The organism is Leclercia sp. UBA5958 (genome assembly GCF_002430365.1).
Lineage (GTDB): Bacteria > Pseudomonadota > Gammaproteobacteria > Enterobacterales > Enterobacteriaceae > Enterobacter > Enterobacter pneumoniae.
Genome location: NZ_DJCE01000007.1, coordinates 323,774 through 348,554 on the forward strand (window position 1 = coordinate 323,774; position 24,781 = coordinate 348,554).

Here is a 24,781-nt window from a genome sequence, read left to right on the forward strand (position 1 = left end):
GCTCTGTAGTATAAACGAGGGGTGACAGTATTAGCGGGTGGACTAAAGCGGCATGGTTTATGGCAGATTTTTATTCAGGGTGACTGGTTATATGGGCTATAGCCTGGTGCGAGCGTAACGCTATCTTTTTGCGTGGCGAATGGATAGCGCAGGTAGGATTTATCAGGGGATGCCCATTAATAACCGGGTAATGCCCGACTGTATCGTTATCACCGCCCGGAACACCCATGAGCTGTACGGCTGCGCCGAAGGGCTTAAGCGTTGCGCCCGTCAACCGGAAGAAGATGGGGCAGTGGATCGGAGCGTTTCCGGGAGCGCTTATACACCGGCGATCTGCCGGTGTATAAGCGTGGGGACGGGCATTTAGGGTGAGCCTAACGGCTGATAACATTATCCCGGCTAATGGCCGGGATCTTTTGGGGTTAGTAAAAGTCTTCTCTTTTAAAAACTATACCCGTAGGTTCCAGATCATCTTTCTCAAAATAAACCGTAGTCTCTTTCCCATGTAAGATTACAGAGTACCCATAAATAATCTCATTCTCTTCACTGATGCCAAGAACAACGCCTTTACAACCAACATATTTCTTGTGCTTTGCTTCAGGAACAACCTCAACTTCTTGGTAAAAATCAATTTTCATATATATATCACTTATGAGTAATTCTGCCATCGAGAGAAATATTCAAGTGAGAACCATCCCTTGTTGCCCAACCCAATTGCGCTTTACCTGTTCGAGATAACTGTACATCCCATTCAAACGCTTGCCCTGCTGTACGAGACGGACCTTTTACCCACTCATTACCAAATCTATCAATATATCCATTATTCGGCCCTCTCGGTAAAGGCTGCGATGCAGAGTAGCCTTCGGGTGGCACATAACGGATCTTTCCTTCATTCGGTAGTTGCACATAATTGATTCGCCCTTTGATTGACCACGGCTGTGCTGCACCTGCTGTTCCTGAAGGATTAAATGGAGGCTCTTCTACATATGATAGTTTGGCGGTGGTTCCTTTCCCTGCTGGAGTTGTAGCAGTCGATTTCCCTCCCGGCAGGGTCTTCGCCTGTGCTAAAGCCCCTGATATTGTCCCTGCAACATTCTCCAGCGCTTTCTGGTCACCATTCCAGGCCTTCACAACGGTAGTTTTAATACCTTCCCACGCATCGCCATTTACGATGCTATTCAACACTTTCGCTGCCGCCGCATCTTTTTTAGCGATATCACTTTGCGCCTGACTACAGTAGCTCCCCTCTGTTGCACAGGTTGTTAACGCTGCCACTATATCAAACGCCGTATCACCGCTCAGCATCGCGAAGTCGCCGGTTTCAGCAGCGGCATTGACCAGACCATTTGCAATCTGGGAGACGGTGTTCTCACCCAGTTGTTCCCTGATCTGTTCTTTCCACCATTCCTTGCTTTCTTTCAGTGACTCGCGGCCCTTATCCCCGGCCATCGAGTTATTCTCAACCTCCACCCGTGCTGTGTTCGCTCCCACGGCAGCCAGCGACACATCCCCGCCGCCCGCAGCATACCCTACACCGGCTCCGGCGAGGGTGACAAGGTTACTTACCAGGCTTTTCTCATCCGCGGTCAGCTGGCTGACGTCCTTGCCGTACAGCGCGCTGACCAGCCGTTCGGAGAGCAGGGAAGCCGTCACTGCCCCTGTGGCCCCGGCCTTCATGCCGTCAGCGCCGCTGCCGCCTGCAAGCTGGGTGAGGGCGGCCGCCACGATGCCGTGCAGTGCTGCGCGGGCGGCATCGTTTTCAACGTTTTTCACCAGTGAGGCGAGCAGGGGAGCCGCTCCCGCCGCGGCCCCGGCCTGCATGTTGCCGCCGAGCGCGCCGGCCAGCAGACCTGCCGCCGCACTGCCCTTCGTCCAGAAGGCGCTCCCCGGACCGTAGTCGGTGCTGTTGTACTCCGGCTGGCTGCGGATAACCGCCTCCCGCTGGGCGGCAGTCAGGCCATCAAGCTTCCCTTCCGATGCCAGCTTCGCTTCCAGTGCGGCATTGGACTCTGCCGCCTGCTTCTGGGCGTATTTGCTGTAGGCATCCAGCACCGTGGTACCCAGGGCTGCGGCTTCGCTCTGTACCGCGAGGTCATCCTTCACCTGCTGAATATCCCCGCGGATATCCACGCCGTCGTGCGTGTTCTCCGTATCCCGGCTGAGCCCGGCGATGTCCTGCGTCTGGCCTTCCGGGTTGCGCAGGGTAATCTCCCCGTCGCTGATGGCGGAGCGGGTGGTGCCGCTGTCTTCGCCGCCCGCATGCCCCGTACCGATAGCCGGGGCTACGTTGAGCTGCATGCCGTCGTTGCCGCCGAACAGCTTACCGCTGCCCGAGAGGGCCACGCTGTAGCTGTCACCGGAAGTGGTGCTTCTGTTTTCGAGATCACGCCAGCCGAGGGTGCCGGTATCGAGCCGGTTTTTATCGGCGGCGGTGGAGCTGATCACGGCCCCGTCCAGCTGGGTGTGGTTGCCGGTGGTGATATCAAAGCCGCCGCTGCCCGCGCGGATGGCGCTCTGGTTTGCCACGCTCTGGCCTTCGTGGGTGATGTTCTCGCCGGACAGGCTGACGCTGGCCGTCGAGGCGCCATAGCAGATGGGCGGAATGCACAGACTGAGCCCGACCCCGGAGGCGCTGTTTTTGCTGTCCAGGGTAACGCTGTCCTGCACGCTGCTGACCGTCAGGTCGCGACCGGTGTTTATCTCCACGCGGTTGCCGGAAAGCTCCGCGCCGCGCAGGGTGGTGTCGCGCCCGCTGGTCACGCTCAGCAGCTCGTCGGCGCGGATAAGGCTGTTGCTGTTGAAGGCAGAACTGCCATTCTCGCGGCCGCTCTGCTGCGAGGCCCCGAGCTCAATGCTGAAGCCGTTCTGGCCGCCAATCAGGCTGAAACCGACGCCAATACCTACCTGGTTCCCCTGGCTGCGGCTCGACCGGGTGAGGGTGTCCTGAGAGGCAGTCATCAGAAAATCGCGACCGGCGTCCAGGGTGACGCGGCGGCCGTCGATCTGCACCCCTTCGCCGACGATATCGTTGCGGGCGCGGATGTTGACCTCTTCACCGGCCCGCAGGGTGGTGCCCTGCGTATCGGCGCTGTGATACTCGCTCTGCTGCGAGGAGGAGCCGGCGGTGAGAGAGACCTTCGCTTTCACCACCGAGCTGTCCGTCATGGCACCCTGGACGGCAGTGGCGCCCGCCTGTCCGGCGCGAATGGCCGTCAGGCGTGGGTCATCGCCGTTCTCCGCGCTGCGGGCGGCGTTCTCGGCGCTTTTCGCCGCATCCACCGCCCAGCCGCCCGCGGAGGCGGTGACGCCGTACTGCGTCTGGCTGCTGCGGGATGCGCCGTCGCGGGTATCGCGACTCACGTCCAGCAGGACATTCTCGCCGGTGAGGGTGGCTGATTTGCCGGCCGCCACGTCCGTACCGGATAGGGCGATATCTTTTCCGGCCTGAACGATGACATTACCCTCGGTGCTGTTGAGTTGGCTGCGCAGGCCGCTCTCGAGGCTGCTCGCCTCATGGGTGCGGTAACTGTCCCGGCCATAGCCCACGGTGCCACCGTAGCCATCGCTACCCAGTGTGCCGACGGTTTTACTGCTGCCGCTGGCATCGTGGCGGGCGGTATCCTGCCCGGCGGTGATCCGTACATCGCCCAGGGTGGCCGAAAGCATCAGATCGTCCGTGGCGCTGAGGCGGCTGCCGCTCACGTCGATACTCCCTTCGCGGCTGTTAAGGTAGATATCACGGCCCTCAATCAGCGAGGCGTTCTGCGTGGTGCTCGCACCGCTGGTTTTACCCTCAGACTGGCTCATGCCGCCAGGCAATATCCGGTTGCCATGCTGGCCGCCACCGCCGGTAGCACGCACCGTGCTGCCCATGCTGATGTCATCGGTAACCATCCACCCGCTCTGGCTATTGCGGGTGTTGTACGCTTCGCGATCGGTCGAGGTCGTGATACGGATATCGCGGTGGGCATCCAGAATGACCGATTCCCCTGCCTGGAGCTGGCTGCCTGAAATCACCAGATCGTTGCCCGTGGCGTTCATCTGGATATTGCCCGCCGCGTTCAGCTTGCTGCCGCTGCTGAACTCACCCTCGTAGTGCGACTCCTGAGTGGATTTACTGCTGCCGAACGAGGTCGTCACCATATTGCCCGGCCCGTCGAGGCCCAGCGCCGCGCCTTCTGCGGCGAGAGCCTTCACGCGGTCGACGGTGCTGTTACCCCCTTTGCTGGACAGCGCATCGCGCACGTTGCGCACCGAATCCTCGAACGGGGCCTTCACGCTGACGGTGAGGCCGCTGCTGCGGGTCTCCTGTTTCATCGACTCCTTGAGGGTGTCGCGGCCAGGCAGCACTGCAATGTCGCGACCGGTAATATCGATATGACCCGTTGCGCGGGTAGTATCGCCTTCGGCGCGGCCCGCAACGACATCGGCGGCGCTTAGCGTCACCTGCTCCCCGGCGCGGATAATCACGTTGCCGCCGGAGGTGCCCACCAGGCTGCGGGCATCGCTCTGGGTGGTTTCCGTACCCTGACGGGTGGTTTTCGTTGACTGGGAACCCACGGTAACGCCCACGCCCGAACCGCTGCCGAAGACGCCCGATTTCCTGGTCTTCTCCATGTGATAATCGGCGCGGGTATGGGTTGCGGCTTCAATGGTGACGTCGTGGCCCGCCTGCAGGGCGATATCTCCCTCGCCAGCAACCGATGAGCCGTGGATCAGCAGGTCGTTACCCGCCTGCACCGTCACGTTGTCGCCGCTTAACAGGCTGCCCTGCGCGGTGGTCTGCCAAATTTCGTCATGGGTAACGGTGGTTTTCTTCGACAGCATCCCGCTGGTGCTCTGACGGCTGTGCTCCTCGAGATGAGAAGACGATTCTCCGCTGGTCAGCGTCACGTTGTTTCCCGCCGCAACGATAAGATCATCCCTCGCCGTCACGCTGGCGGCCCGGGCATTAAGGTCGTGCCCGGACTGCAATACGACATCGCCGCCGCCGTTAATCTGGCTACCTACATCTGAGGACTGCTCCAGCAGACGGCTGTTGCCTTTGCCCCAGTTGCCATACTCGGTGCGTGCCGTGCTCACCGTGTCGAGGGTCAGATCGTTGCCTGCGGCAATTCGCGTGCGGCTGTCGGCCCCGGCGTTGCTCACCTGGCTGCCGGTGAGGGTAATATTATTCAACGCCTGTAAGCTCAGGTCGCCGCTGTCACTCTGCACAAAAATAGCGGCCGGGCGGTCGACCCAGCGGTTGGCCGCATCGCCCTGAGTGGTCGTGACGCTGTTAATGTCACGCCCGGCCATCAGGCTCAGGCTGTCGTTACCCTGTAGGGTACCGCCCAGGTTATTGATATCCGTGCGTGCTTCCAGAGCGACGTTTCGCCCGCCGATAAACCCGGTGTTGGTCAGGCTCTCTGCGGTTATCTGCGTAACATCCCGGCCGCTAATGCGCCCGCTGTTGGTGAGATCCTGTTTCAGATCCAGCACAATTTCGTTACCGGTCAGCAGGGCGCCGCTGGCATCAAGGTCGCCGGGTTTTACCTTCGCATACACTTGTGGCACCAACACCCGCTGCGTGGTGCCGTCTTTCAGAGGGATCTCCTGCTGCACCAGCCAGACGATGTCGCTGGTCAGATGAGCCATCTGTTCTGCGGTGAGCGCCACGCCCGGTACCAGGTGGTATTGATGACCAAATGCCACGCCAGCGTCCATCAGCACCCGGAACTGCTCTTCATCGTTACTGAAACCCTGCAGATAGCGGTTGCCGGTAAGCTGAATAATCTGCTCGCGGATCAGACGCTGCTCATAAAACCCGTCGCCCAGCCGTTTGAGCATGTTATTACCGTCGAGTTTGAACTGCCGCTGCATATAGTCGCTGCCGAGCCAGGTTCTCCGGTCCGTGAAGCGCGGATCGGTCTCAATCAGATAAGGGACATCTGTGTTCAGGTGCAGCCGGAACAGGCTGTTGTCTGGCAGACGTAGATCCGGGGGCGTGATGCGAATAACGCTGTTCTCACCGCCGCCGATCTCCATGATCTGGCCGGGCAGGGCGGGTGATGTCGTACCGGCGCGCGCGGTCCCGGTGGTCATACCCTCGGTGTTGCGGCTGGCAATCGTAGCGCCGCTCCCGCTGTTCTGGGTATGGCTCTGCCAGGCCATCTGTTTGAGGTCGATGGTTTGGGTGACTGGGGCGGGTGCGTAATCGCTATATTTTTTGCCCTGTGAGGTTTTGGTGCCGCCAAATCTGCGTTTTTTCTTTTTGGCATACCAGCGGATCTGGGTACCAATATCAGTGGTTATCCGTACCCCCGTGGTCGCCAGATTATTCAGTTCTCCGATGATGCCGCCCAGCAGACCGCCTGCCACAATCTGGCTGTCCTGGTTATTGACCTGACGGCTATTAAAGTGGATGTTACCGCCCGCGATAATCTTGCCGGGATCGGTTTCGGTGACCTGGGTCTCTTTCACCTCCCGTTTGTACTTATACTCATAAAACTCACGCCCTTTGGTGCCGTCCGGCATTGTCGCCTGATGTACATCCCACTTATCCTTATCGCCGATAAAGACATCCGCCCGGTCGAAGCGGTTTGTTGAGCCTTTCAGCGCGACTTCGTGGTGGTCGGAGTTTTCGACGACGACTACTTTGGTTTTCATTCCGGCGTTAGTGTTATTGATGGTGGCGACGCCAAGGAACATATTCCCCGCCGCTTCTATTGTCGCCCCGGTGTTGTTTAGCGTCTGCGCCTGCCCCTGCGCTTCATATTGCGCATTAAGGTTGCCGCCCATAGCCATATCCCCGGCACTGTAGATCAGGGCGTGACCCTTGTTATTAATCGTCCCGGCGGCGATATCAAGCCATTCACGGGCGGCAATGACCGGTGCCACCCCTTTTTTGGCCTCGTTATTGATGATTGCGGCGGCCAGCGCGAGATGGTCGCCGTAGATACGGCCAGTGCCGTAGTTATTGAGGGTAGCGGCGGTGAGGTGCGTCAGGCCGCCGTCCAGCAGGCCGCGGTTGGTCAGTGTGCCTTCAATGAGCAGATGGTTTTCCCCGGCGCTGATCCCGGCGTTCACCTTGTTGGTGAGATTTTTCGCCGTTATCGTCAGGGCTTTTCCGGCTTTGATCAGATTTTCGTTGGTCAGCCCCTTCGCCAGGGTAAAGGTGACATTGCCGTTGGCGATGATCTCCCCGGTGTTCACAAAGGCTTTTTGCAGATTAAGTTGCAGCGCATCCTGCGAGAGCAGTTTGCCATCGCCGCTGGCAGAAGCGGCATTGACCTTCAGTTCGCGGCCTGCAATCAGCGTGCCGTCGGTGTTGGTGAGGGCGAGCGTTTTTCCGCCCCTGACATCCAGCTCCCCGGCGGACGAGAGCAGGCCGCGGGTATTATCCAGTAGAGTGAGCGTGTTGACGATCAGGGTGTCATTACTGCGTATTGCGCCGTCGCTATTGTCGAGCACCGGTGCGTTAAGGATGACCGCATCGCCCTCGATGCCCCTGTTCTCGCGGGCAGTATTGCGGTTAAGCAGGCTCTGGGCGCTCAGCGTGGTGGTTTTGCCGCTGCGGATCAGCCCGGCGCTGTTATCCAGCTGTGTCCCGACGGCAAGCGTCATATCCCCGGCGGACTGGATCTGTCCGCTCTGGTTACCCAGCTCGCTGCTCTCTAGCCGCATCTCCCCGCCCGCGGCCAGTATTCCCTGCTGATTATTCAGCGGACTGGCCTGTGTGGTTAGAGTCATTGCGTCGCCCGCCACAATGTGCCCGCTCTGGTTATTGAGCGCACCGCTTTGCAGCACCAGATTCTGCCCGGCGCTAATCCGCCCTTGATTGTTAGTCAGAGTCTGGCCACGGGTCTCCAGCGTCAGGTTGTTGCCCGCCTGGATCAGCCCCTGGCGGTTGACCAGCGCGTCCGTTGTCAGGCTGAGATGTGATTCGCTGTAAAGCGTGCCGTGGGTGTTGTCCAGGGCGAGGCCGTTAATCAGGCTGTCGCTGGCGGAGGCCATGTATCCGCTGCGGTTGTCCAGCGTGCCGCCGCTGAGGGTGAAGGTCCCGAAGCTCAGCAGGCCGCCGTTTTCGCCGCTGTCGCGATTGCTTAGCGCGCCGCCATGCAGATCGATATTCAGGGCGCTGCCCGCCTGAACTAAACCGGCATCGTTGTTCAACCCCCCGCTGTGTAGCATCATCTCCCGGCTGGCGGTGAGAATGCCCTGCTGGTTATTGATGCTGCGGGTCGCAGTATCGATAGCGAGCGCGTTGGCCTGGATGCGACCTTGCTGGTTGTCGAGCGAGGCGCCGGTAAGGGTCAGTTTTTCTCCGGCGTTGGCGATGATCCCACCGCGGTTATCAATCCCGTCCTGATGGGCCAGCGTCAGGGCCGCCTCACCACGTTGTTGCAGCACGCCTTCGCGGTTCGACAGCTGGCGGGCGGTGATGTCCAGCGTGTCGGCGGTAATGTTACCGCCGTCATTATCCAGTTTCCCCCCCGTGCGCACCGTCACTGTCCGGGCTTCCGTGCTGGCTTGTGCCGTGCGGATGTTACCCTGAGTTGCCGTCAGTTCGATCTGCCCAGCGCGGCTCTGACTGGCGCTAAAATTGAGGTCTGCTCCGCGGGCCGATATCTTTCCGGCGGCCTGATTTTGCCCGCTCACCTTCAGTGTACCTTCGCTGGTGAGCGTCAGGTTGCCCGTTGCGTTTGCGCTACCGTCGGGTTTTATCCCGGCTGCCAGCACGCCGCTGCTCTGGATGCCGCTGCGGGAGGAGAGGTGGATGGTCTCCTGCGCCTGAATCTGACCGCTGTTGGTGAGGGTACCGTCCGCATTCACTACCACATCGCCCGCCGAGGCGCCAATCACGCCGGCGTTACGCACGCCAAGGCCGCGCTCGGTTCCGCGCAGATGAATTTTACTGGCGTACATACCGCCAAGCTGCGCCACGTCGAGCGTAAATTGTGGCCGCGTGCTCTCATCCCCGTTTTTCGCGGTCACGGCCTGATGCGCGGCATCCACGATATTGCGTCCGGTGCTCACCTTCAGCTCTTTTGCCCAGAGACCGGCATTCACTTTTACCGCGCGGGCAATCAGGTCAGTGCTGTCGGCGCGGGTGCTGTCCATCCCGCGCCCCTCGATGACAATCTCGCCGCGCTGCACGTCATAGCCGCTGATTTTCCCGTCGTTCATCTGTACCTGGCCGGTGGTCAGAGTGGTGCGGTTGGCGTTGATAAACCCGCAGCCATCGCAGGTAATCCCTGCCGGGTTAGCGATCACTACCTGTGCTTTTTTACCCGCCACTTCGATGATGCCGTTGAGTTTGCTGGGGTCGCGAGAACTGACCTCGTTAAGGATGACCTTCGCTTCCCCCCGCGCCAGCCAGGGGTTGGCGGCTACCATGCCGGCCAGCTCACTTTGCGTATTACGGGCAGCGTTATTCAGGATCACCCCTTTCTTGTCCACATCGAAACGGGAGAAGCTGTTGCGAGAGACACCGGCGTTGGACGGCGTCTGGATATTGACCTGCGGGGTACCATTCGCGCTGCTGATGATGGTCGGCCGCTGGTTTTTAGCCGCTGCGCCGTTGGCGATAATATCGGCCTGCACGGTCTGCACCGCACCCAGCGCCAGCCACAGGCTGAAGCTTAACGCACTCACTTTACCGATCAGGCGGCTCAGCGTATGACCCGTACCGGACGCCCGGGTGCCGATCGCCCGGGCGATCTCCGGCACCACCATGAGCATTCCACGCGCCTGGTTGAAAACAATGCGATACAGATTCTTATTCATGGTCTATTCCTTTAAGCGCGAAAGCGATCACCAGTCCCAGTTGAGGTTAAAGCCGAAGGTGGCGTGGCTTGAGGAGAAGCCGTCTGGCTTCGAAAGGGGTGTGCCGGCGAAGAGGTCATAGTTGACCCGGAGTGCGCTGCCGCGCAGGCCAACCACGCCGCCCGCCAGGTGATGACCCAGCAGATACTCTGAGCCGACGCCGCTAACCTCGCCGTAATCCACACCGAGATAGAGCTCCTGTGCGGACAGTGGCGTACGCCAGGCAAGATCGTTACGCACATACCATCCTTCGCTGGCATTGAGCGTGAGCTCACCATCGAATCCGCGTACCGACCAGCGGTTGCCGATAGCAAACTGATCCTGCGGCGTAAGCGGGGTGTTACTCATCTGGCGCAGGTACTGCAGGTTGTAGCGAAAGTTTTGTGAGCCGAGTGCAAAGGGCAGATCCAGCCCGGCGTTTATTTGCAAGATTTTGCTGAGTGCGGTGGCATAGCCGGGATACTCTTCCGGTGCGCGCTGCGCGCCAAACCAGCGGGTACCGCGCTGATAGCTGATGCCTGCATCCAGCGTCACGGGGCCGATATAGTGGCGATGCTGTAATCCGGCCTTCCACGCGGCGGTTTGACGGCGCTGGACATCAATTTCGGTGTCATCGATAAAGTTGCGACTTTCCCGCGCTGAGACATGATAGCTGAACGTGGTTTTCTGGCTGCCGCTGCGGTGCAGTACCCGGCTGAGCTGTAGATCGAGATTTTTGCTCTTTCCGCTGTAGCGGTAATCTCCGTTGAGGCCGGGGCTGGTCTGGTAATAGTCGTAATCGCTGGCGGTGACGCCCGCCAGCCAGTAGCCAAAGGGCACCGAATAGTGGGCCGTGTAGTTTGTGGTGCCTTTGCCATCTTTGCCGTTCAGATCGTGGCTGGCCGAGAGGTACATCAGGTCGCTTAAGGAAAACGGATTATCCAGCGACAACGTGATACCAGCCTGATAGCGCCCGGTGGCGTTGCTGCCCGAGTCATCCAGCGACAGTCCCACGCGCCACGGCTTCTGCTGGTGGCGCGTAATGAGGATGTCGCTCTCACCAGGCTTATTACCGGGCAAAATCTCCATGCTGGCTTCCACCGTGGGCAGCCGCTGTAAATTCTCCAGCCCCTGCTCGATATCGCGCAGATCCAGCAGGTTGCCCTCACGGGCAGGGAAGGCGCTGTAAAGCTGGATATAAGTGCTACTTTCCGGCGTCAGGCTGACGTGACGGATATCTCCAGGCACTACCCTGAGCGCCAGTGTACCCTGACGTAAATCCTGAGCAGGCGCCAGCACTCGGGTGGTGATCCAGCCGTGAGCAACCAGCCGATTTTGTAGGGCGCTCATCAACATGTTCACCCCTTTACCGCCGAGGCACTTCCCTTGCGCCTGATTCGCAATGCGCTGCAGCGGCAGCCAGTGGGGCAGGGCCTCTTGCCCGCTGAGCGTGACGCGCGCAATGAGGAAGCAGGGGGTTTCCGTTGGAAAGATAAGCTGGCTGGAACGATCGTCGCTACCGGAGAGGCGCACGTCTGGGGTGGGTGGGGTAAGCTGTTGTTCAAGCGCCTTCTGACGCTGTTGCTGAATGATAAACTGATTGTCAGGCTCAGCGGCAAAGAGCGGCTGGCCGAGCGTAAGGCAGGCAAACGCCGCACATATCCCTTGTAGCGCACGAGGCATCATAAGCATTCCATGCTGTGATTGAAAAAGAAGCAGTCAGGTCAGGAATGTTAATGTTTTTGCCGGGCAGATAAAGGGGCGTAATTCTTAAAAAGCAGTTAAATCTGAAAGATAGGGCGGGTGAGTACGAAAACGGACGGCCTAAGCCGCCCCTTTTCCTAATGGAACCACCAGCGGCGTCCCGGCCACCGGATCGTCAATAATCATGCAGCGCATGCCGTAGATCTGTTCGATCAGATCCGGCGTCACGATCGCTTTCGGTGCGCCTTCCGCCACGATCTTCCCGTCGCGCAGGGCAATCAGGTGGGTGGCATAGCGGCAGGCCTGATTAAGATCGTGTAATACCGCCGCCAGCGTATAGCCCTGAGTGCGGTTCAGCTCACTCAGCAGCTCCAGCAGATCAATTTGATGGCTGATATCGAGCCAGGTGGTCGGTTCGTCCAGCAGCATGATGGCGGTCTCTTGCGCCAGCACCATGGCGATCCACGCCCGCTGTCGTTGTCCACCAGAAAGGGTATCCACGCTTTGAGCGGCCAGATCGGTGATGCCCGTGGCCTGCATTGCGCGGGTTACCGCGGCCTCATCCTCTTTACGCCAGCGGGTAAACAGCGGCTGATGCGGGTAACGGCCGCGCGCCACCAGCTCCTGTACGGTGATATCTCCCGGGGTGGTGGCGTTCTGCGCCAGCAGACCAATACGGCGAGCCACCTCTTTGCTGGCGTAGCGCTGGATCTGCTCGCCGTCGAGATACACGTTCCCGGCCAGCGGCGTCATCAGGCGGCTCAGGGTGCGCAGCAGGGTCGATTTCCCGCAGCCGTTGGGGCCGATAATCGCCGTAAAGTGCCCGTCGGGAATGGAGACATTCAGATCCTGCGCCACGGTTTTTTTGCCATAGCCAAGGGTAAGATTTTCGCCGCGCAAGCGGGTGGGTATTGTGCTCATTTCTTGCGTGACTCCTGAACAAGCAAGACGATGAGATAGATACCGCCAAGACTGACGGTAACTACCCCGACCGGAAGTTGATAAGGCATAAACAGCTGCTGGGCACAGAGATCGGCTGCCAGAAGCAACAGCGAACCGCAAAGCGCGGCCTGGGTTAAGCCCCAGCGCGCGGTGCCGCTCAGACGGCGGGCAATATGCGGTGCGACCAGCGCAATAAATGAAATCGGCCCGGCGATGGCGGTGGCGGCCGCGGTCAGCACCACCGCCACCAGCATCAGCATTAAGCGCGAACGCTCCACGCCCACGCCCAGGGCACAGGCGCTGTCATCGCCCATCTCCAGCAATCGCATACGCTTCACCAGCAGCCAGGCACACAGCAGCATCAGGCCGATAATGGGGGTGGCTGGCAAGGTTTTCGCCCACGTCAGGCCATTTAGCGAACCCGCGTTCCACAGCCCGGCGGAGAGGGAGGTTTCCAGCGAAGCACGCAGCAAAAGCCAGGTATTGAAAGCCATCAGCATAGCCCGAACGCCAATGCCGATAATAATAAGACGGAAGGTTTCGATCCCGTTACGCCATGCCAGGGTCCAGACCACCAGCGAGGTCAGGATCCCGCCCAGCATCGCCGCCAGGGCTATCGCCGTCAGATGCTGACCAAAGAGTACCATGGCCACCAGCACGCCGCTCCAGGCCCCGGTGTTGAAGCCCATCACATCCGGGCTGCCTAATGGGTTACGCAGTAACGACTGGAATATGGCGCCGCTGACGCCAAGGGCTGCGCCCACCAGTATCGCCATCATCACGCGCGGCAGGCGCCACTCGGTGACCACCAGGGTGACGTTGCGCGGCGCGCTGCCAAACAGGGCATCGATGACCTGATGTATATCGAGGGTAACGGCGCCGCTGCACAGGCTCCAGAGGGCCACCAGCAGACTGGCGGCGACCAGCAGAAAACAGCTCAGCAGTAAACGTGGCGACGGGGCATTCACAGGCCACCTCCGCGTTTACGTCGTACCAGGAAAATAAGCACCGGCGCGCCGATAAAGGCGCTGACCACCGAGACCCGCAGCTCGCCCGGCACCAGCAGACGGCCAATAACGTCGGCATACAGCAGCAGGGCAGGGGTGGCAAGCAGGGTGACCGGCAACGACCAACGGTGATCGGCCCCCACCAGCCAGCGCGCCATGTGCGGCATCATCAGGCCAATAAAGGCAATGGGGCCAACGACCGCCGTCGCGCTGCCGCACAGGACGGTGATGGCCAGCAGGCCAATAAGCTGAGTGCGTGCCACCCGGCTGCCCAGCGCGGTGGCCGTGTCTGCGCCCAGGCTAAGACTGTTCAGGGCCCGGCTTAACATCAGTGCCACCACGGCGGCGATGACCACCGGTAACGTCACCACTTTAAGCGTCTGCAGCGTGCGGATGTCCAGCGAGCCCGCCTGCCAGAAACGCAGCTGATCCCACACGTCCGGATTGAGCAGGGCGATGCCGTTGGATAAGCCTTCCAGCACGGCGCCCAGCGCCACCCCCGCCAGGGTTAAGCGCACCGGGCTGAGCTGCCCGCCCCCCTGACTGCCGGTAAAGGCCACCAGCAACGAGGCCGCCAGCGCGCCGCAAAAGGCCATCATCAGTTGTTCTACGGGGGAGGAGAATCCAAACAGCGCGGCGCCCAGCACGATGGCAAAACTGGCCCCGGAATTCACCCCCAGGATGCCGGGGTCGGCCAGCGGATTACGGGTCAGGGTCTGCATGAGGGCACCGGCCAGCCCCAGCGCCGCACCGGCCAGCAGGCCAGCAAGGGTACGGGGCAGGCGGGCATCCAGCACAATAGTGCAGTCCGCGCTTTGACAGGTGCCGGACAGGGCATCGACAATCACGGCGGCGGGCAGAGGTTTTGCGCCAACCAGCAGACTGAGTGCAGCGGCAAGAATTAACAGGAGCAACAAACCGGGCACGGCAAGGGCACGCCCGGTAGAAGGTGAAAACGACATAGCAACGTCCATGACTTGATAATGATAGTAATTATCGTTATCTATCTTATTTGGCTATGTTAGCATGTGCGGCCATGGAATTGGTAAAAAAAGAAACCATTAAGGCGTTGTAATGACCCAAAAATCCTGGCTGCTCAACCTCAGCCTGCTGAAGACTCACCCGGCGTATCGCGCCGTCTTTATCGCCCGCTTTATCTCTATTTTGTCCCTTGGCCTGCTGGGCGTTGCCGTGCCGGTACAGATCCAGGCCATGACGCACTCCAGCTGGCTGGTAGGGCTCTCGGTGACGCTGACCGGCGGGGCGATGTTTATCGGCCTGATGGTGGGCGGCGTACTGGCCGACCGCTTTGAGCGAAAAAAACTGATTCTGCTGGCGCGGGGAACCTGCGGCGTCGGCTTCGTCGGGCTGTGTCTGAACGCGCTGCTGCCGGAGCCGTCGTTGATTGCCATCTATGCGCTCGGACTCTGGGACGGCTTCTTTGCCTCTTTAGGGGTGACGGCGCTGCTGGCAGCAACGCCAGCGCTGGTGGGGCGTGAAAACCTGATGCAGGCGGGGGCGATCACCATGCTCACCGTGCGTCTGGGCTCCGTGATTTCGCCGATGGTGGGCGGCTTGTTGCTGGCTACCGGTAACGTGGCCTGGAACTACGGCCTGGCGGCGGCAGGCACCTTTATCACTACGCTGACCTTACTGCGTTTGCCGCTGCTCCCGCCGCCCCCTCAGCAGCGTGAGCATCCGCTGAAATCCCTGCTGGCGGCGATTCGCTTCCTCTTTACCAATCCGCTGATTGGCGGCATTGCCCTGCTGGGCGGGCTGCTGACCATGGCCAGCGCAGTGCGCGTGCTCTATCCGGCGCTGGCGGGTGAGTGGCAGATGAGTGCCTCGCAGATTGGCCTGCTTTATGCGGCGATCCCCCTCGGCGCGGCGATCGGCGCGCTCACCAGCGGCAACCTGGCCCAGAGTGCGCGCCCGGGGTTAATCATGCTGGTGGCGACTTTCGTGTCTTTTATTGCCATCGCGCTCTTTAGCCTGATGCCTGTCTGGGCGCTAGGTGTGGTCTGCCTGGCGCTGTTTGGCTGGCTGAGTGCGGTGAGCTCTTTGCTGCAATACACGCTGATTCAGACCCAGACGCCGGAAAATATGCTCGGACGGATTAACGGCCTGTGGACGGCGCAGAACGTGACCGGCGATGCCATCGGCGCGGCTATTCTGGGCGGCCTGGGCGCAATCATGACGCCGGTGGCCTCAGCCAGCAGCAGTGGATGTGTGCTGGCGATAGTGGGGGCGATTTTACTGGTAGGACTGGTGAAGCTGCGGCGGTTCAGAAACGAACCGGCCGCCTCTCAGGTTTAATGAAACAGCGACTGCAATCGGGTTAACACCCGCATCGCACTGTAGTAATCCAGGCGGAAGGTCTCGGTTCCCAGCGCCCAGACGCGTTTGTTCTGCACCGCGGGCAGGTGGGCCAGTAGCGGGTTGGCATAAATCGCGTCGACGTCTTTTTGATCCCCGGCGAACAGGAACAGCCCTTCGCCGTTCAGACCCGTCGCCAGATTTTCACCACCCAGTTGAATAATGTCATGGCGTTTACCCTGGCTTTGGGAGGTGGATAGCCCGGCGGGCAGCGTGGCCAGGCTAAAGCCCAGCTGTTGCAACAGTTGCCCCTGCGCAGAATCGGCAGTCCAGAGGTTCGCGCTGTGGGCTGCCGCAGTGTAGACCAGCGCATTTACCGGCTGCGGTGGCAGTTTCATCTGCTGCTTAACCTGGGCCAGCTGTTTATCGAACTCATGGATACGCTCCGCAGCCTGCTTTTCCTGACCGGTGATCGTGCCCAACTGCGTCAGCAGCGTCTGCCAGCTTTTATCGTCGTAATTGATCACAAGCGTGGGCGCGATGGCCGACAGCTGATCGTAAAGGGCCAGGGCCGAGTCGCCGCCGGTGGCGCTGATCAGAATCAGATCGGGCATCTGGGCAGCCACCGCTTCGGCGCTCGCCTCACCAATATAGAGACGCGAGAGTTTGCGCTGTTTGGCAATGTCACCCCACTGGCGCAAAAAGCCCTGGTCGTCTGCCACGCGGTTGTTCGGCGTGGTCGCCCCGCTGGCCACCACCGGCGCGTCGATTGCCAGCAGAGAGCCGGTAAGGGTCACGCTGGTCGAGACGATGCGCGTGGGTTTGCTTTCAAGGGTGTGCGTGCCGTGGCTGTCGGTCACCTGACGGGGCCAGTCGGCGGCGGTGGCTGAGGTTACTCCTAAAACGAAAATGGCGCCCAGGAGCAGGGCATGACGGCAAACGGCGGGGAATTTCACAAAGCGGCATCCTGTATTTGCTGAGGTTAATGCTTCTCATTTTCATGAAAGCGTCACGGGGATGCAAGCGATAGTCGCACAAGATGCGCTGTCTGCGGTTGACACCCTTGCGATGAGCGATTAGGTTAGCCACCAAAATATAAATGATAATAATTCTTACTGCTTTTATCATTTCAGGAGGATGATATGGATACGTCATTGGCCGAGGAAGTCCAACAGAACCCGGCCACGCTGCAATCAGACAGTTTCTTCTTTATGTCGCCTTATCGCAGCTTTACCACGTCCGGCTGTTTTGCCCGCTTCAACGAACCCGCTGAAAATGGCGAACATCTCTCGAGCGCTTTCCAGCAAAAACTGGCGCAGGCCTTTGCGCAGGCGAAAGCCAGCGGCATCGCGAACCCCATCATGGTAGGCGCGATCCCCTTTGATACCCGTAAACCCTCTTCACTGTTTATTCCGCAACGCTGGCAGAGCTTTGCCCGTCCGGCACGTCAGCAGGCTGCGCGCTATGCCAGCCCAACGCAGACGCTGACCGTCGCCCAGCGCAGCGAGATCCCCGGCCAGCCGGTGTTCGAAGAGATGGTTGCCCGTGCCGCCGCGCTGACCGCGACGCCTCGCGTCAACAAGGTGGTGCTGTCGCGACTGATTGATATCGTCACCGAGGAGCAGATCGACAGCGGCGCGCTGCTGGAGCGTCTGATTGCGCAGAACCCGGCGAGCTTTAACTTCCACGTCCCCCTGGAAGATGGCGGCGTACTATTGGGTGCCAGCCCAGAACTGTTACTGCGCAAAGAGGGCTGCCACTTCAGCTCCCTGCCGCTGGCGGGATCGGCGCGTCGTCAGCCCGATGACATGCTCGACCGCGAAGCGGGTAACAAGCTGCTGGCCTCTCAGAAAGACCGTCACGAGCACGACCTGGTGACCCAGGCGATGAAAAGCGTGCTGGAAACCCGTAGCCATCAGCTGACCATGCCCGCCTCGCCGCAATTGATCACCACCCCGACGTTGTGGCACCTGGCAACGCCGGTAGAGGGCGAGGCGCGTGCCGATGAAAACGCCCTGACGCTGGCCTGTTTACTGCACCCGACGCCGGCGCTGAGTGGCTTCCCGCATCTGGCCGCGAAGGCCCTGATTGCCGAACTGGAGCCCTTCGACCGCGAGCTCTTTGGCGGCATTGTTGGCTGGTGCGACAGCGAAGGCAACGGCGAGTGGGTGGTCACTATCCGCTGCGCACGCCTGCAGGCGAACACCGTGCGACTGTTCGCCGGCGCGGGCATTGTGCCGGCTTCCTCTCCGGTCGGCGAATGGCGCGAAACCGGCGTCAAACTCTCCACCATGCTGAACGTTTTTGGTTTGCACTAAGGAACAATCATGACCATTCCCTTTACCCGTTGGCCTGAGGATTTTGCCCGGCGCTATCGCGAAAAAGGTTACTGGCAGGATCTGCCGCTGACTGACATTCTGACCCGCCACGCCAGCAGCGACGCGACGGCCATCATCGACGGTGACCGCCAGTACAGCTATCGCCAGTTCCACCAGGCGGTGAACAATCTGGCCGCTTCGCTACAGGCGCAGGGCATCAAGCGCGGTGAGACAGCGCTGGTACAACTGGGCAACGTGGCCGAGTTCTACATCACTTTCTTCGCGCTGCTGCAGTTGGGCGTGGCGCCGGTTAATGCGCTTTTCAGCCATCAGCGCAGCGAGCTTAATGCCTACGCCAGCCAGATCGAACCGGTGGTGCTGATTGCCGATCGCGGGCATGCCCTGTTTGCCGGCGATGATTTCCTTAACACCTTCGTCGATGAGCACCGTTCGGTGCGCGTGGTCATGCTGCGCGGTGATAACGGTGAACACGCGCTGGAGACGGCGATGGCCCGCCAGGATCCTCACTTTATCGCCTCGCCGACCCCGGCCGATGAGGTGGCTTTCTTCCAGCTATCGGGCGGCAGTACCGGTACGCCGAAGCTGATCCCCCGCACCCATAACGACTACTACTACAGCATTCTGCGCAGCAACGAGATTTGCGCCATCACTGCCGACACACGCTATCTGAACGCGCTGCCTGCCGCCCATAACTTTGCGATGAGCTCGCCGGGTTCGCTGGGGGTGTTTATGGCGGGCGGTTGTGTCGCGCTGGCGCACGATCCCAGCGCCACCCACTGCTTCCCGCTGATTGCTCAGCATCAGCTGAACATGGCCTCGCTGGTGCCGCCGGCGGTTAGCCTGTGGTTACAGGCCATTGCCGATGGGGCAGATAAAAGCCAGCTGGCCTCTCTCACGCTGTTGCAGGTAGGCGGCGCACGGCTCTCTGCGACCCTGGCGGCACGTATTCCTGCTGAGATCGGCTGCCAGCTGCAGCAGGTATTTGGCATGGCGGAAGGGCTGGTGAATTACACCGCGCTCGACGACGCGCCGGAGAAGATCATGAATACCCAGGGCCGCCCAATGTGTCCGGACGACGAAGTCTGGGTGGCCGATGAAAACGGCAACCCGCTGCCGCGTGGGGAAGTGGGGCGCCTGATGACCCGCGGGCCCTATACCTTCCGTGGCTATTACAAAAGCCCGGAACACAACGCCAGCGCCTTCGATGGCAACGGTTTTTACTGTTCCGGCGACCTGATCGCAATCGACGAGCAGGGCTATATCACCGTTCAGGGGCGTGAGAAAGATCAGATCAACCGCGGCGGCGAAAAGATTGCCGCAGAAGAGATTGAGAACCTGCTGTTACGCCACGAGGCGGTGATCCATGCGGCACTGGTCAGCATGGAAGATAGCCTGCTGGGCGAGAAGAGCTGCGCGTATCTGGTGGTGAAACAGCCCCTGCGTGCCGTAGAGGTTCGCCGCTTCCTGCGTGAGCAGGGCGTCGCCGAATTTAAGCTGCCGGATCGCGTCGAAAGCGTGGATGCGCTGCCGCTGACGCCGGTGGGAAAAGTAGACAAGAAACAGTTGCGCCTGTGGCTGGCTGAACGCGCCCAGGGCTGAGGAACAGAAGATGGCCATTCCAAAATTAACCGCTTACGCGCTGCCGACCGTGGCAGATCTGCCTGATAACAAAGTGAACTGGGCGTTTGAACCCGAGCGCGCCGCGCTGCTGATCCATGATATGCAGGAGTATTTCCTCAATTTCTGGGGCGAAAACAGCGCGATGATGCAGCAGGTCGTGGCAAATATTGCTCGCCTTCGTGACTTCTGCAAAGCTCACAACATCCCGGTCTATTACACCGCCCAGCCGAAAGAGCAGAGCGATGAAGACCGCGCCCTGCTGAACGATATGTGGGGGCCGGGGCTGACCCGCTCCCCGGAGCAACAGCGCATTGTGGCCGGGTTGACGCCGGATGAAGCGGATACCGTGCTGGTCAAGTGGCGTTACAGCGCCTTCCATCGCTCCCCGCTGGAGCAGATGTTGAAAGATACCGGCCGTAACCAACTGATCATTACCGGTGTCTATGCGCACATCGGCTGCATGACCACCGCCACCGACGCTTTCATGCGAGACATTAAGCCTTTCTTCGTCGCCGATGCGCTGGCTGACTTTACCCGTGACGAGCACCTGATGTCCCTGAAGTACGTGGCGGGTCGCTCCGGTCGCGTGGTGATGACCGATGAACTGCTGCCCTCTATTCCGGCATCAAAGGCAGCGCTGCGCGAAGTGATCCTGCCGCTGCTGGACGAATCCGACGAGCCGATGGATGACGAAAACCTGATCGATTACGGCCTCGATTCCGTACGCATGATGGCGCTGGCTGCCCGCTGGCGCAAAGTACACAGTGATATCGACTTCGTGATGCTGGCGAAAAATCCGACCCTCGATGCCTGGTGGGCGCTGCTCTCTCGCGAGGTGAAGTGATGGCCGGATTTGATTTTACCGGCAAAACCGTCTGGGTGACGGGGGCGGGTAAGGGGATTGGCTATGCGACGGCGCTGGCCTTCGTTGAGGCGGGGGCGAACGTAACCGGCTTTGACCTGGCGTTTCCGGCGCAGGATTACCCCTTTGCCACTGAAGTGCTGAACGTGGCGGATGCCGCCCAGGTGAGCACGATCTGTGCTCCCCTCCTTGCCGCTCAGGACCGCCTTGATGTGCTGGTCAACGCGGCCGGTATTCTGCGCATGGGGGCCACCGATGCCCTCACGCAAGAGGCGTGGCAAGAGACGTTCGCGGTGAACGTCGGTGGTGCGTTTAACCTGTTTCAGCAGACGATGGGCCAGTTTCGTCGTCAGCAGGGTGGGGCGATAGTCACCGTGGCTTCGGATGCGGCACATACCCCCCGTATCGGCATGAGCGCCTATGGCGCCTCGAAAGCGGCGTTAAAAAGCCTGGCGCTGACCGTCGGGCTGGAGCTGGCGAGCAGCGGCGTGCGGTGTAATCTGGTCTCACCGGGGTCAACGGACACCGATATGCAGCGCACCCTTTGGGTGAGCGATGATGCCGAGCAGCAGCGCATCCGCGGCTTTGGCGAGCAGTTTAAGCTGGGTATTCCGCTGGGCAAAATCGCCCGTCCGCAGGAGATTGCCAGCACCGTATTATTCCTGGCCTCCGATGCCGCCAGCCATATCACCCTGCAGGATATTGTGGTGGATGGCGGTTCAACCCTGGGGGCCTGAATGATCTGGAAACGTCACTTATCACTCGACGCGCTGAATGCCACCAGCCAGAACACGATGGTGGCCCACCTCGGCATCCTCTATACCCGCATCGGTGATGAGACGCTGGAAGCTGAAATGCCGGTAGATACCCGCACCCATCAACCCTTTGGTTTGCTGCACGGCGGGGCATCGGCTGCGCTGGCGGAGACGCTTGGCTCAATGGCCGGCTATCTGATGACCCGTGATGGGCAGAGCGTGGTGGGTACTGAGCTTAATGCCACGCATCACCGGGCAGTGGCGCAGGGCAAGGTGCGCGGCGTGTGCCAGCCGTTACATCTGGGGCGCACCAGCCAGAGCTGGGAGATTGTGGTCTATGACGAGCAGGGGCGGCGTTGCTGCACCTGTCGGCTAAGCATCATGGTGCTGGGATAATTGTTGCCCCCTTATCCTACGGGTGAGGGGGGCTGCTGCACCCGAAAGTGATCGGGTTAACAATGTGTTGTAAATACCTGGTTTTACCCCCCATTTCTACGTTTCAAAGTTGTTAAAAATGTCCCTGTGATCTAGAAACAAAATGTAACACCTCCTGTTTCACGCTAACGGACATCAACTATGAACAACTCAGGGAAATACCTCGTCTGGGCCATGCTCTCCGTAGTGGGAGCATTCGCGCTGGGCTACATCGCACTCAACCGTGGTGAACAGATAAATGCGCTGTGGATTGTGGTTGCCTCAGTCTGTATCTATCTGATTGCTTATCGCTTTTATGGCAAGTTTATCGCCCGCAATGTGCTCTCAGTGGACAGCACGCGCATGACGCCTGCGGTGCGGCACAACGACGGTCTGGACTATGTGCCAACCGACAAAAAAGTGTTGTTTGGTCACCACTTTGCCGCTATCGCCGGGGCGGGGCCGCTGGTGGGGCCGGTACTGGCCGCACAGATGGGGTATTTACCTGGCATGATCTGGATCCTCGCCGGCGTGGTACTGGCCGGTGCGGTGCAGGATTTTATGGTGCTCTTCGTCTCCACCCGTCGCGACGGACGCTCGCTCGGAGAGCTGGTTAAAGAGGAGATGGGGGCCACCGCCGGGGTGATCGCGTTGATCGCCACCTTTATGATCATGGTGATCATTCTGGCGGTGCTGGCAATGATAGTGGTAAAAGCCTTAACCCACAGCCCGTGGGGAACGTACACCGTCGCCTTCACCATTCCGCTGGCGCTGTTTATGGGGATCTATATTCGCTATCTGCGTCCTGGACGTATTGGCGAAGTGTCGATCATCGGTCTGTTCTTCCTGGTGTTCGCCATTATCTCTGGCGGTTGGGTGGCGGAGAGCCCGACCTGGGCACCGTACTTTGACTTTACCGGCGTACAGCTGACCTGGATGCTGGTGGGCTACGGTTTCGTGGCGGCGGTACTGCCGGTGTGGCTGCTGCTGGCGCCGCGCGATTATCTCTCGACCTTCCTGAAAATCGGCACCATCGTTGGGCTGGCGATTGGCATTCTGATTATGCGCCCGACCCTGACCATGCCAGCGCTTACCAAATTTATCGATGGCACCGGCCCGGTATGGACGGGTAACCTCTTCCCGTTCCTGTTTATCACTATCGCCTGCGGGGCGGTGTCGGGGTTCCATGCCCTGATCGCCTCCGGTACCACACCGAAGATGCTGGCCAATGAGAACCAGGCCTGCTTTATCGGCTACGGTGGGATGCTGATGGAGTCCTTCGTGGCGATTATGGCCCTGGTCTCTGCCTGCATTATCGATCCCGGCGTCTACTTCGCGATGAATAGCCCGATTGCGGTGCTGGCCCCGGCCGGTACGGCAGACGTGGTAGCCTCTGCGGCGCAGGTGGTGAGCGGCTGGGGCTTTGCGATCACGCCAGAAACCTTAACCCATATCGCTAATGAAGTAGGGGAGCAGTCCATCATCTCCCGCGCGGGCGGGGCACCGACCCTGGCGGTGGGGATGGCTTACATCCTGCATGGTGCGCTGGGTGGGCTGATGGATGTGTCGTTCTGGTATCACTTCGCCATTCTCTTTGAAGCGCTGTTTATTCTGACGGCGGTGGACGCGGGTACCCGTGCGGCACGCTTTATGCTGCAGGATCTGCTGGGGGTGATCTCACCCGGCCTGAAGCGCACCGATTCGCTGCCGGCGAACCTGCTGGCTACGGCGCTGTGCGTACTGGCGTGGGGCTACTTCCTGCATCAGGGGGTGGTGGATCCGCTCGGCGGCATTAACACGCTGTGGCCGCTGTTCGGTATCGCTAACCAGATGCTGGCGGGGATGGCGCTGATGCTTTGCGCAGTCGTCCTGTTTAAGATGAAACGTCAGCGTTACGCCTGGGTCGCGCTGGTGCCGACCGCCTGGCTGCTGATTTGTACCCTGACCGCCGGCTGGCAGAAAGCCTTCAGCCCGGATACGAAGATCGGTTTCCTGGCGATTGCCAATAAGTTCCAGGCAATGATCGACAGTGGTAATATTCCTGCTCAGTACACCCAGTCGCAGCTGTCACAGCTGGTGTTTAATAATCGTCTGGATGCCGGGCTGACCATCTTCTTTATGGTGGTCGTGGTCGTTCTGGCGTGGTTCTCTCTGAAGACCGCCCTGGCGGCGCTGAAGGTGGATACCCCAACGGCAAAAGAGACGCCGTATGAGCCGATGCCTGAAAACCTGGATGAGATCGTCACCCAGGCAAAAGGGGCGCATTAAACGAACCTCCCCCTCTCTCCGCCGGGGAGAGGGGTTAACAGAAGAGATATGGCATGTTCGACACCCTCTCCAAAGCAGGTAAATATTTAGGCCAGGCCGCCAAAATGATGATCGGCGTCCCGGACTACGACAACTACGTCGAGCATATGCGCGTCAATCATCCCGATCAGACGCCAATGACCTACGAGGCCTTTTTCCGCGATCGGCAGGATGCGCGCTACGGGGGCAAGGGCGGGGCGAAGTGCTGTTAACCCTCTTTCGGAAAGTAGAGGCTTATCTGCTCTTGTTTGCAGCCATAAATTGCGGCCAGTTTTTCGCGGGTGCGTTTTTGCGGGCGGGAATCAGGTGATTCAAGCTGTGAGACGGCAGACTGGCTGATGCCCAGTTTGTCGGCCACCTCCTGTTGGGATAACCCGCGCAGAATACGCCAGGCGGCCTGCAGACTGACATCCTGATAAGTCATGATACTGCATACCTCTGCGGGCAGTTCAACGTCATCATAACCGTCATGTTCAATTTCTATTTCTTCCAGATCGTCGTCGGTTTCATCGTCGATCTCTGCCATTTGTAAGCACATACGGAAGTATTCGTCATAGGGAATAACTGCGTACTGAGCGTTTCCTTCATCGTCCTTAATCAGTTGAACAGCCATAGGGCATATTCTCCTCGTGTGAATAAGTGGTCGTTGTACGACGCTTTACGGCAATCACATAGCAGTGCTTATCAGGTGTAAGCGCCTCTGCCGGGCGACAGAGGCTTACATCACTT

16 protein-coding genes are annotated in these 24,781 nt (G+C 59.9%); 8 read left to right on the top strand and 8 right to left on the bottom strand.

Annotated features, from left to right (window positions below):
• Positions 1-422 precede the first annotated feature (422 nt).
• The 6 genes from B2Q93_RS10970 to fepD all read right to left on the bottom strand — a co-directional run bounded on the left by B2Q93_RS10970 (position 423) and on the right by fepD (position 14,401).
• Entirely contained in the window at positions 423-668 is a 246-nt protein-coding gene (locus B2Q93_RS10970) for an Imm31 family immunity protein (RefSeq protein WP_052953248.1), read from the bottom strand.
• Positions 646-9,768, bottom strand: a complete 9,123-nt coding sequence (locus tag B2Q93_RS10975; protein ID WP_286932966.1) for a hemagglutinin repeat-containing protein — start codon at positions 9,766-9,768, stop codon at positions 646-648. The genes B2Q93_RS10970 and B2Q93_RS10975 overlap by 23 nt, the downstream gene beginning before the upstream one ends.
• A 27-nt stretch (positions 9,769-9,795) precedes the next feature.
• Positions 9,796-11,472 (bottom strand): ShlB/FhaC/HecB family hemolysin secretion/activation protein, encoded by a 1,677-nt coding sequence (locus B2Q93_RS10980; protein ID WP_286932969.1) that lies wholly within the window; start codon positions 11,470-11,472, stop codon positions 9,796-9,798.
• A 138-nt stretch (positions 11,473-11,610) separates the two neighbouring features.
• On the bottom strand, positions 11,611-12,411 hold the full coding sequence (fepC, locus tag B2Q93_RS10985; RefSeq protein WP_286932971.1) for an iron-enterobactin ABC transporter ATP-binding protein: 801 nt from the start codon (positions 12,409-12,411) through the stop codon (positions 11,611-11,613).
• Positions 12,408-13,400: an iron-enterobactin ABC transporter permease gene (gene fepG, locus B2Q93_RS10990; RefSeq protein ID WP_286932974.1), complete on the bottom strand. Its 993-nt coding sequence runs from the start codon at positions 13,398-13,400 to the stop codon at positions 12,408-12,410. Before fepG ends, fepC begins: the two co-directional genes overlap by 4 nt.
• Positions 13,397-14,401 (bottom strand): Fe(3+)-siderophore ABC transporter permease, encoded by a 1,005-nt coding sequence (gene fepD, locus B2Q93_RS10995; protein ID WP_046884330.1) that lies wholly within the window; start codon positions 14,399-14,401, stop codon positions 13,397-13,399. The genes fepG and fepD overlap by 4 nt, the downstream gene beginning before the upstream one ends.
• Before the next feature lie 112 nt (positions 14,402-14,513).
• Here fepD and entS point away from each other — a divergent pair, with 112 nt between their 5' ends.
• Positions 14,514-15,755, top strand: coding sequence for an enterobactin transporter EntS (gene entS / locus B2Q93_RS11000; RefSeq protein ID WP_233801171.1), 1,242 nt, complete (start codon positions 14,514-14,516; stop codon positions 15,753-15,755).
• On the opposite strand, the gene fepB is transcribed toward entS, so the two are convergent.
• A complete protein-coding gene (gene fepB, locus B2Q93_RS11005; protein ID WP_046884328.1) occupies positions 15,752-16,711 on the bottom strand; it encodes a Fe2+-enterobactin ABC transporter substrate-binding protein in 960 nt (319 codons plus the stop codon). The two genes, entS and fepB, sit on opposite strands and share 4 nt — an antisense overlap.
• A 186-nt stretch (positions 16,712-16,897) precedes the next feature.
• Between fepB and entC the strand changes: the two genes are divergently transcribed.
• From entC to B2Q93_RS11040, 7 genes are all read left to right on the top strand, one after another.
• Positions 16,898-18,073 carry an isochorismate synthase EntC gene (gene entC, locus B2Q93_RS11010; RefSeq protein WP_286932979.1) on the top strand — a complete coding sequence of 392 codons (1,176 nt, stop codon included), beginning with the start codon at positions 16,898-16,900 and terminating at the stop codon, positions 18,071-18,073.
• 9 nt (positions 18,074-18,082) lie between these two features.
• Positions 18,083-19,693 carry a (2,3-dihydroxybenzoyl)adenylate synthase EntE gene (entE, locus tag B2Q93_RS11015; RefSeq protein WP_286932981.1) on the top strand — a complete coding sequence of 537 codons (1,611 nt, stop codon included), beginning with the start codon at positions 18,083-18,085 and terminating at the stop codon, positions 19,691-19,693.
• 10 nt (positions 19,694-19,703) lie between these two features.
• A complete protein-coding gene (locus B2Q93_RS11020; protein WP_207293195.1) occupies positions 19,704-20,558 on the top strand; it encodes an isochorismatase in 855 nt (284 codons plus the stop codon).
• The gene (entA, locus tag B2Q93_RS11025) at positions 20,558-21,313 is read left to right on the top strand and encodes a 2,3-dihydro-2,3-dihydroxybenzoate dehydrogenase EntA (protein ID WP_286809718.1); all 756 of its coding nucleotides are present in this window, start codon (positions 20,558-20,560) and stop codon (positions 21,311-21,313) included. Before B2Q93_RS11020 ends, entA begins: the two co-directional genes overlap by 1 nt.
• Entirely contained in the window at positions 21,314-21,727 is a 414-nt protein-coding gene (gene entH, locus B2Q93_RS11030; protein WP_286809717.1) for a proofreading thioesterase EntH, read from the top strand.
• 180 nt (positions 21,728-21,907) lie between these two features.
• Entirely contained in the window at positions 21,908-24,013 is a 2,106-nt protein-coding gene (gene cstA / locus B2Q93_RS11035; protein ID WP_286932986.1) for a pyruvate/proton symporter CstA, read from the top strand.
• Positions 24,014-24,066: 53 nt separating this feature from the next.
• Positions 24,067-24,264, top strand: a complete 198-nt coding sequence (locus tag B2Q93_RS11040) for a YbdD/YjiX family protein (protein WP_014169079.1) — start codon at positions 24,067-24,069, stop codon at positions 24,262-24,264.
• Here the strand turns inward: B2Q93_RS11040 and B2Q93_RS11045 are convergent.
• On the bottom strand, positions 24,261-24,665 hold the full coding sequence (locus tag B2Q93_RS11045; protein WP_286932989.1) for a helix-turn-helix domain-containing protein: 405 nt from the start codon (positions 24,663-24,665) through the stop codon (positions 24,261-24,263). The two genes, B2Q93_RS11040 and B2Q93_RS11045, sit on opposite strands and share 4 nt — an antisense overlap.
• Between the last annotated feature and the right edge of the window lie 116 nt (positions 24,666-24,781).

What these genes read in the sequence shown, in the direction of transcription:
- B2Q93_RS10970 (WP_052953248.1), bottom strand. Translation starts at nt 668, where the DNA reads ATGGCAGAATTACTCATAAGTGATATATATATGAAAATTGATTTTTAC.
- B2Q93_RS10975 (WP_286932966.1), bottom strand. Translation starts at nt 9,768, where the DNA reads ATGAATAAGAATCTGTATCGCATTGTTTTCAACCAGGCGCGTGGAATG.
- B2Q93_RS10980 (WP_286932969.1), bottom strand. Translation starts at nt 11,472, where the DNA reads ATGATGCCTCGTGCGCTACAAGGGATATGTGCGGCGTTTGCCTGCCTT.
- fepC (WP_286932971.1), bottom strand. Translation starts at nt 12,411, where the DNA reads ATGAGCACAATACCCACCCGCTTGCGCGGCGAAAATCTTACCCTTGGC.
- fepD (WP_046884330.1), bottom strand. Translation starts at nt 14,401, where the DNA reads ATGTCGTTTTCACCTTCTACCGGGCGTGCCCTTGCCGTGCCCGGTTTG.
- entS (WP_233801171.1), top strand. Translation starts at nt 14,514, where the DNA reads ATGACCCAAAAATCCTGGCTGCTCAACCTCAGCCTGCTGAAGACTCAC.
- entC (WP_286932979.1), top strand. Translation starts at nt 16,898, where the DNA reads ATGGATACGTCATTGGCCGAGGAAGTCCAACAGAACCCGGCCACGCTG.
- entE (WP_286932981.1), top strand. Translation starts at nt 18,083, where the DNA reads ATGACCATTCCCTTTACCCGTTGGCCTGAGGATTTTGCCCGGCGCTAT.
- B2Q93_RS11020 (WP_207293195.1), top strand. Translation starts at nt 19,704, where the DNA reads ATGGCCATTCCAAAATTAACCGCTTACGCGCTGCCGACCGTGGCAGAT.
- entA (WP_286809718.1), top strand. Translation starts at nt 20,558, where the DNA reads ATGGCCGGATTTGATTTTACCGGCAAAACCGTCTGGGTGACGGGGGCG.
- entH (WP_286809717.1), top strand. Translation starts at nt 21,314, where the DNA reads ATGATCTGGAAACGTCACTTATCACTCGACGCGCTGAATGCCACCAGC.
- cstA (WP_286932986.1), top strand. Translation starts at nt 21,908, where the DNA reads ATGAACAACTCAGGGAAATACCTCGTCTGGGCCATGCTCTCCGTAGTG.
- B2Q93_RS11040 (WP_014169079.1), top strand. Translation starts at nt 24,067, where the DNA reads ATGTTCGACACCCTCTCCAAAGCAGGTAAATATTTAGGCCAGGCCGCC.
- B2Q93_RS11045 (WP_286932989.1), bottom strand. Translation starts at nt 24,665, where the DNA reads ATGGCTGTTCAACTGATTAAGGACGATGAAGGAAACGCTCAGTACGCA.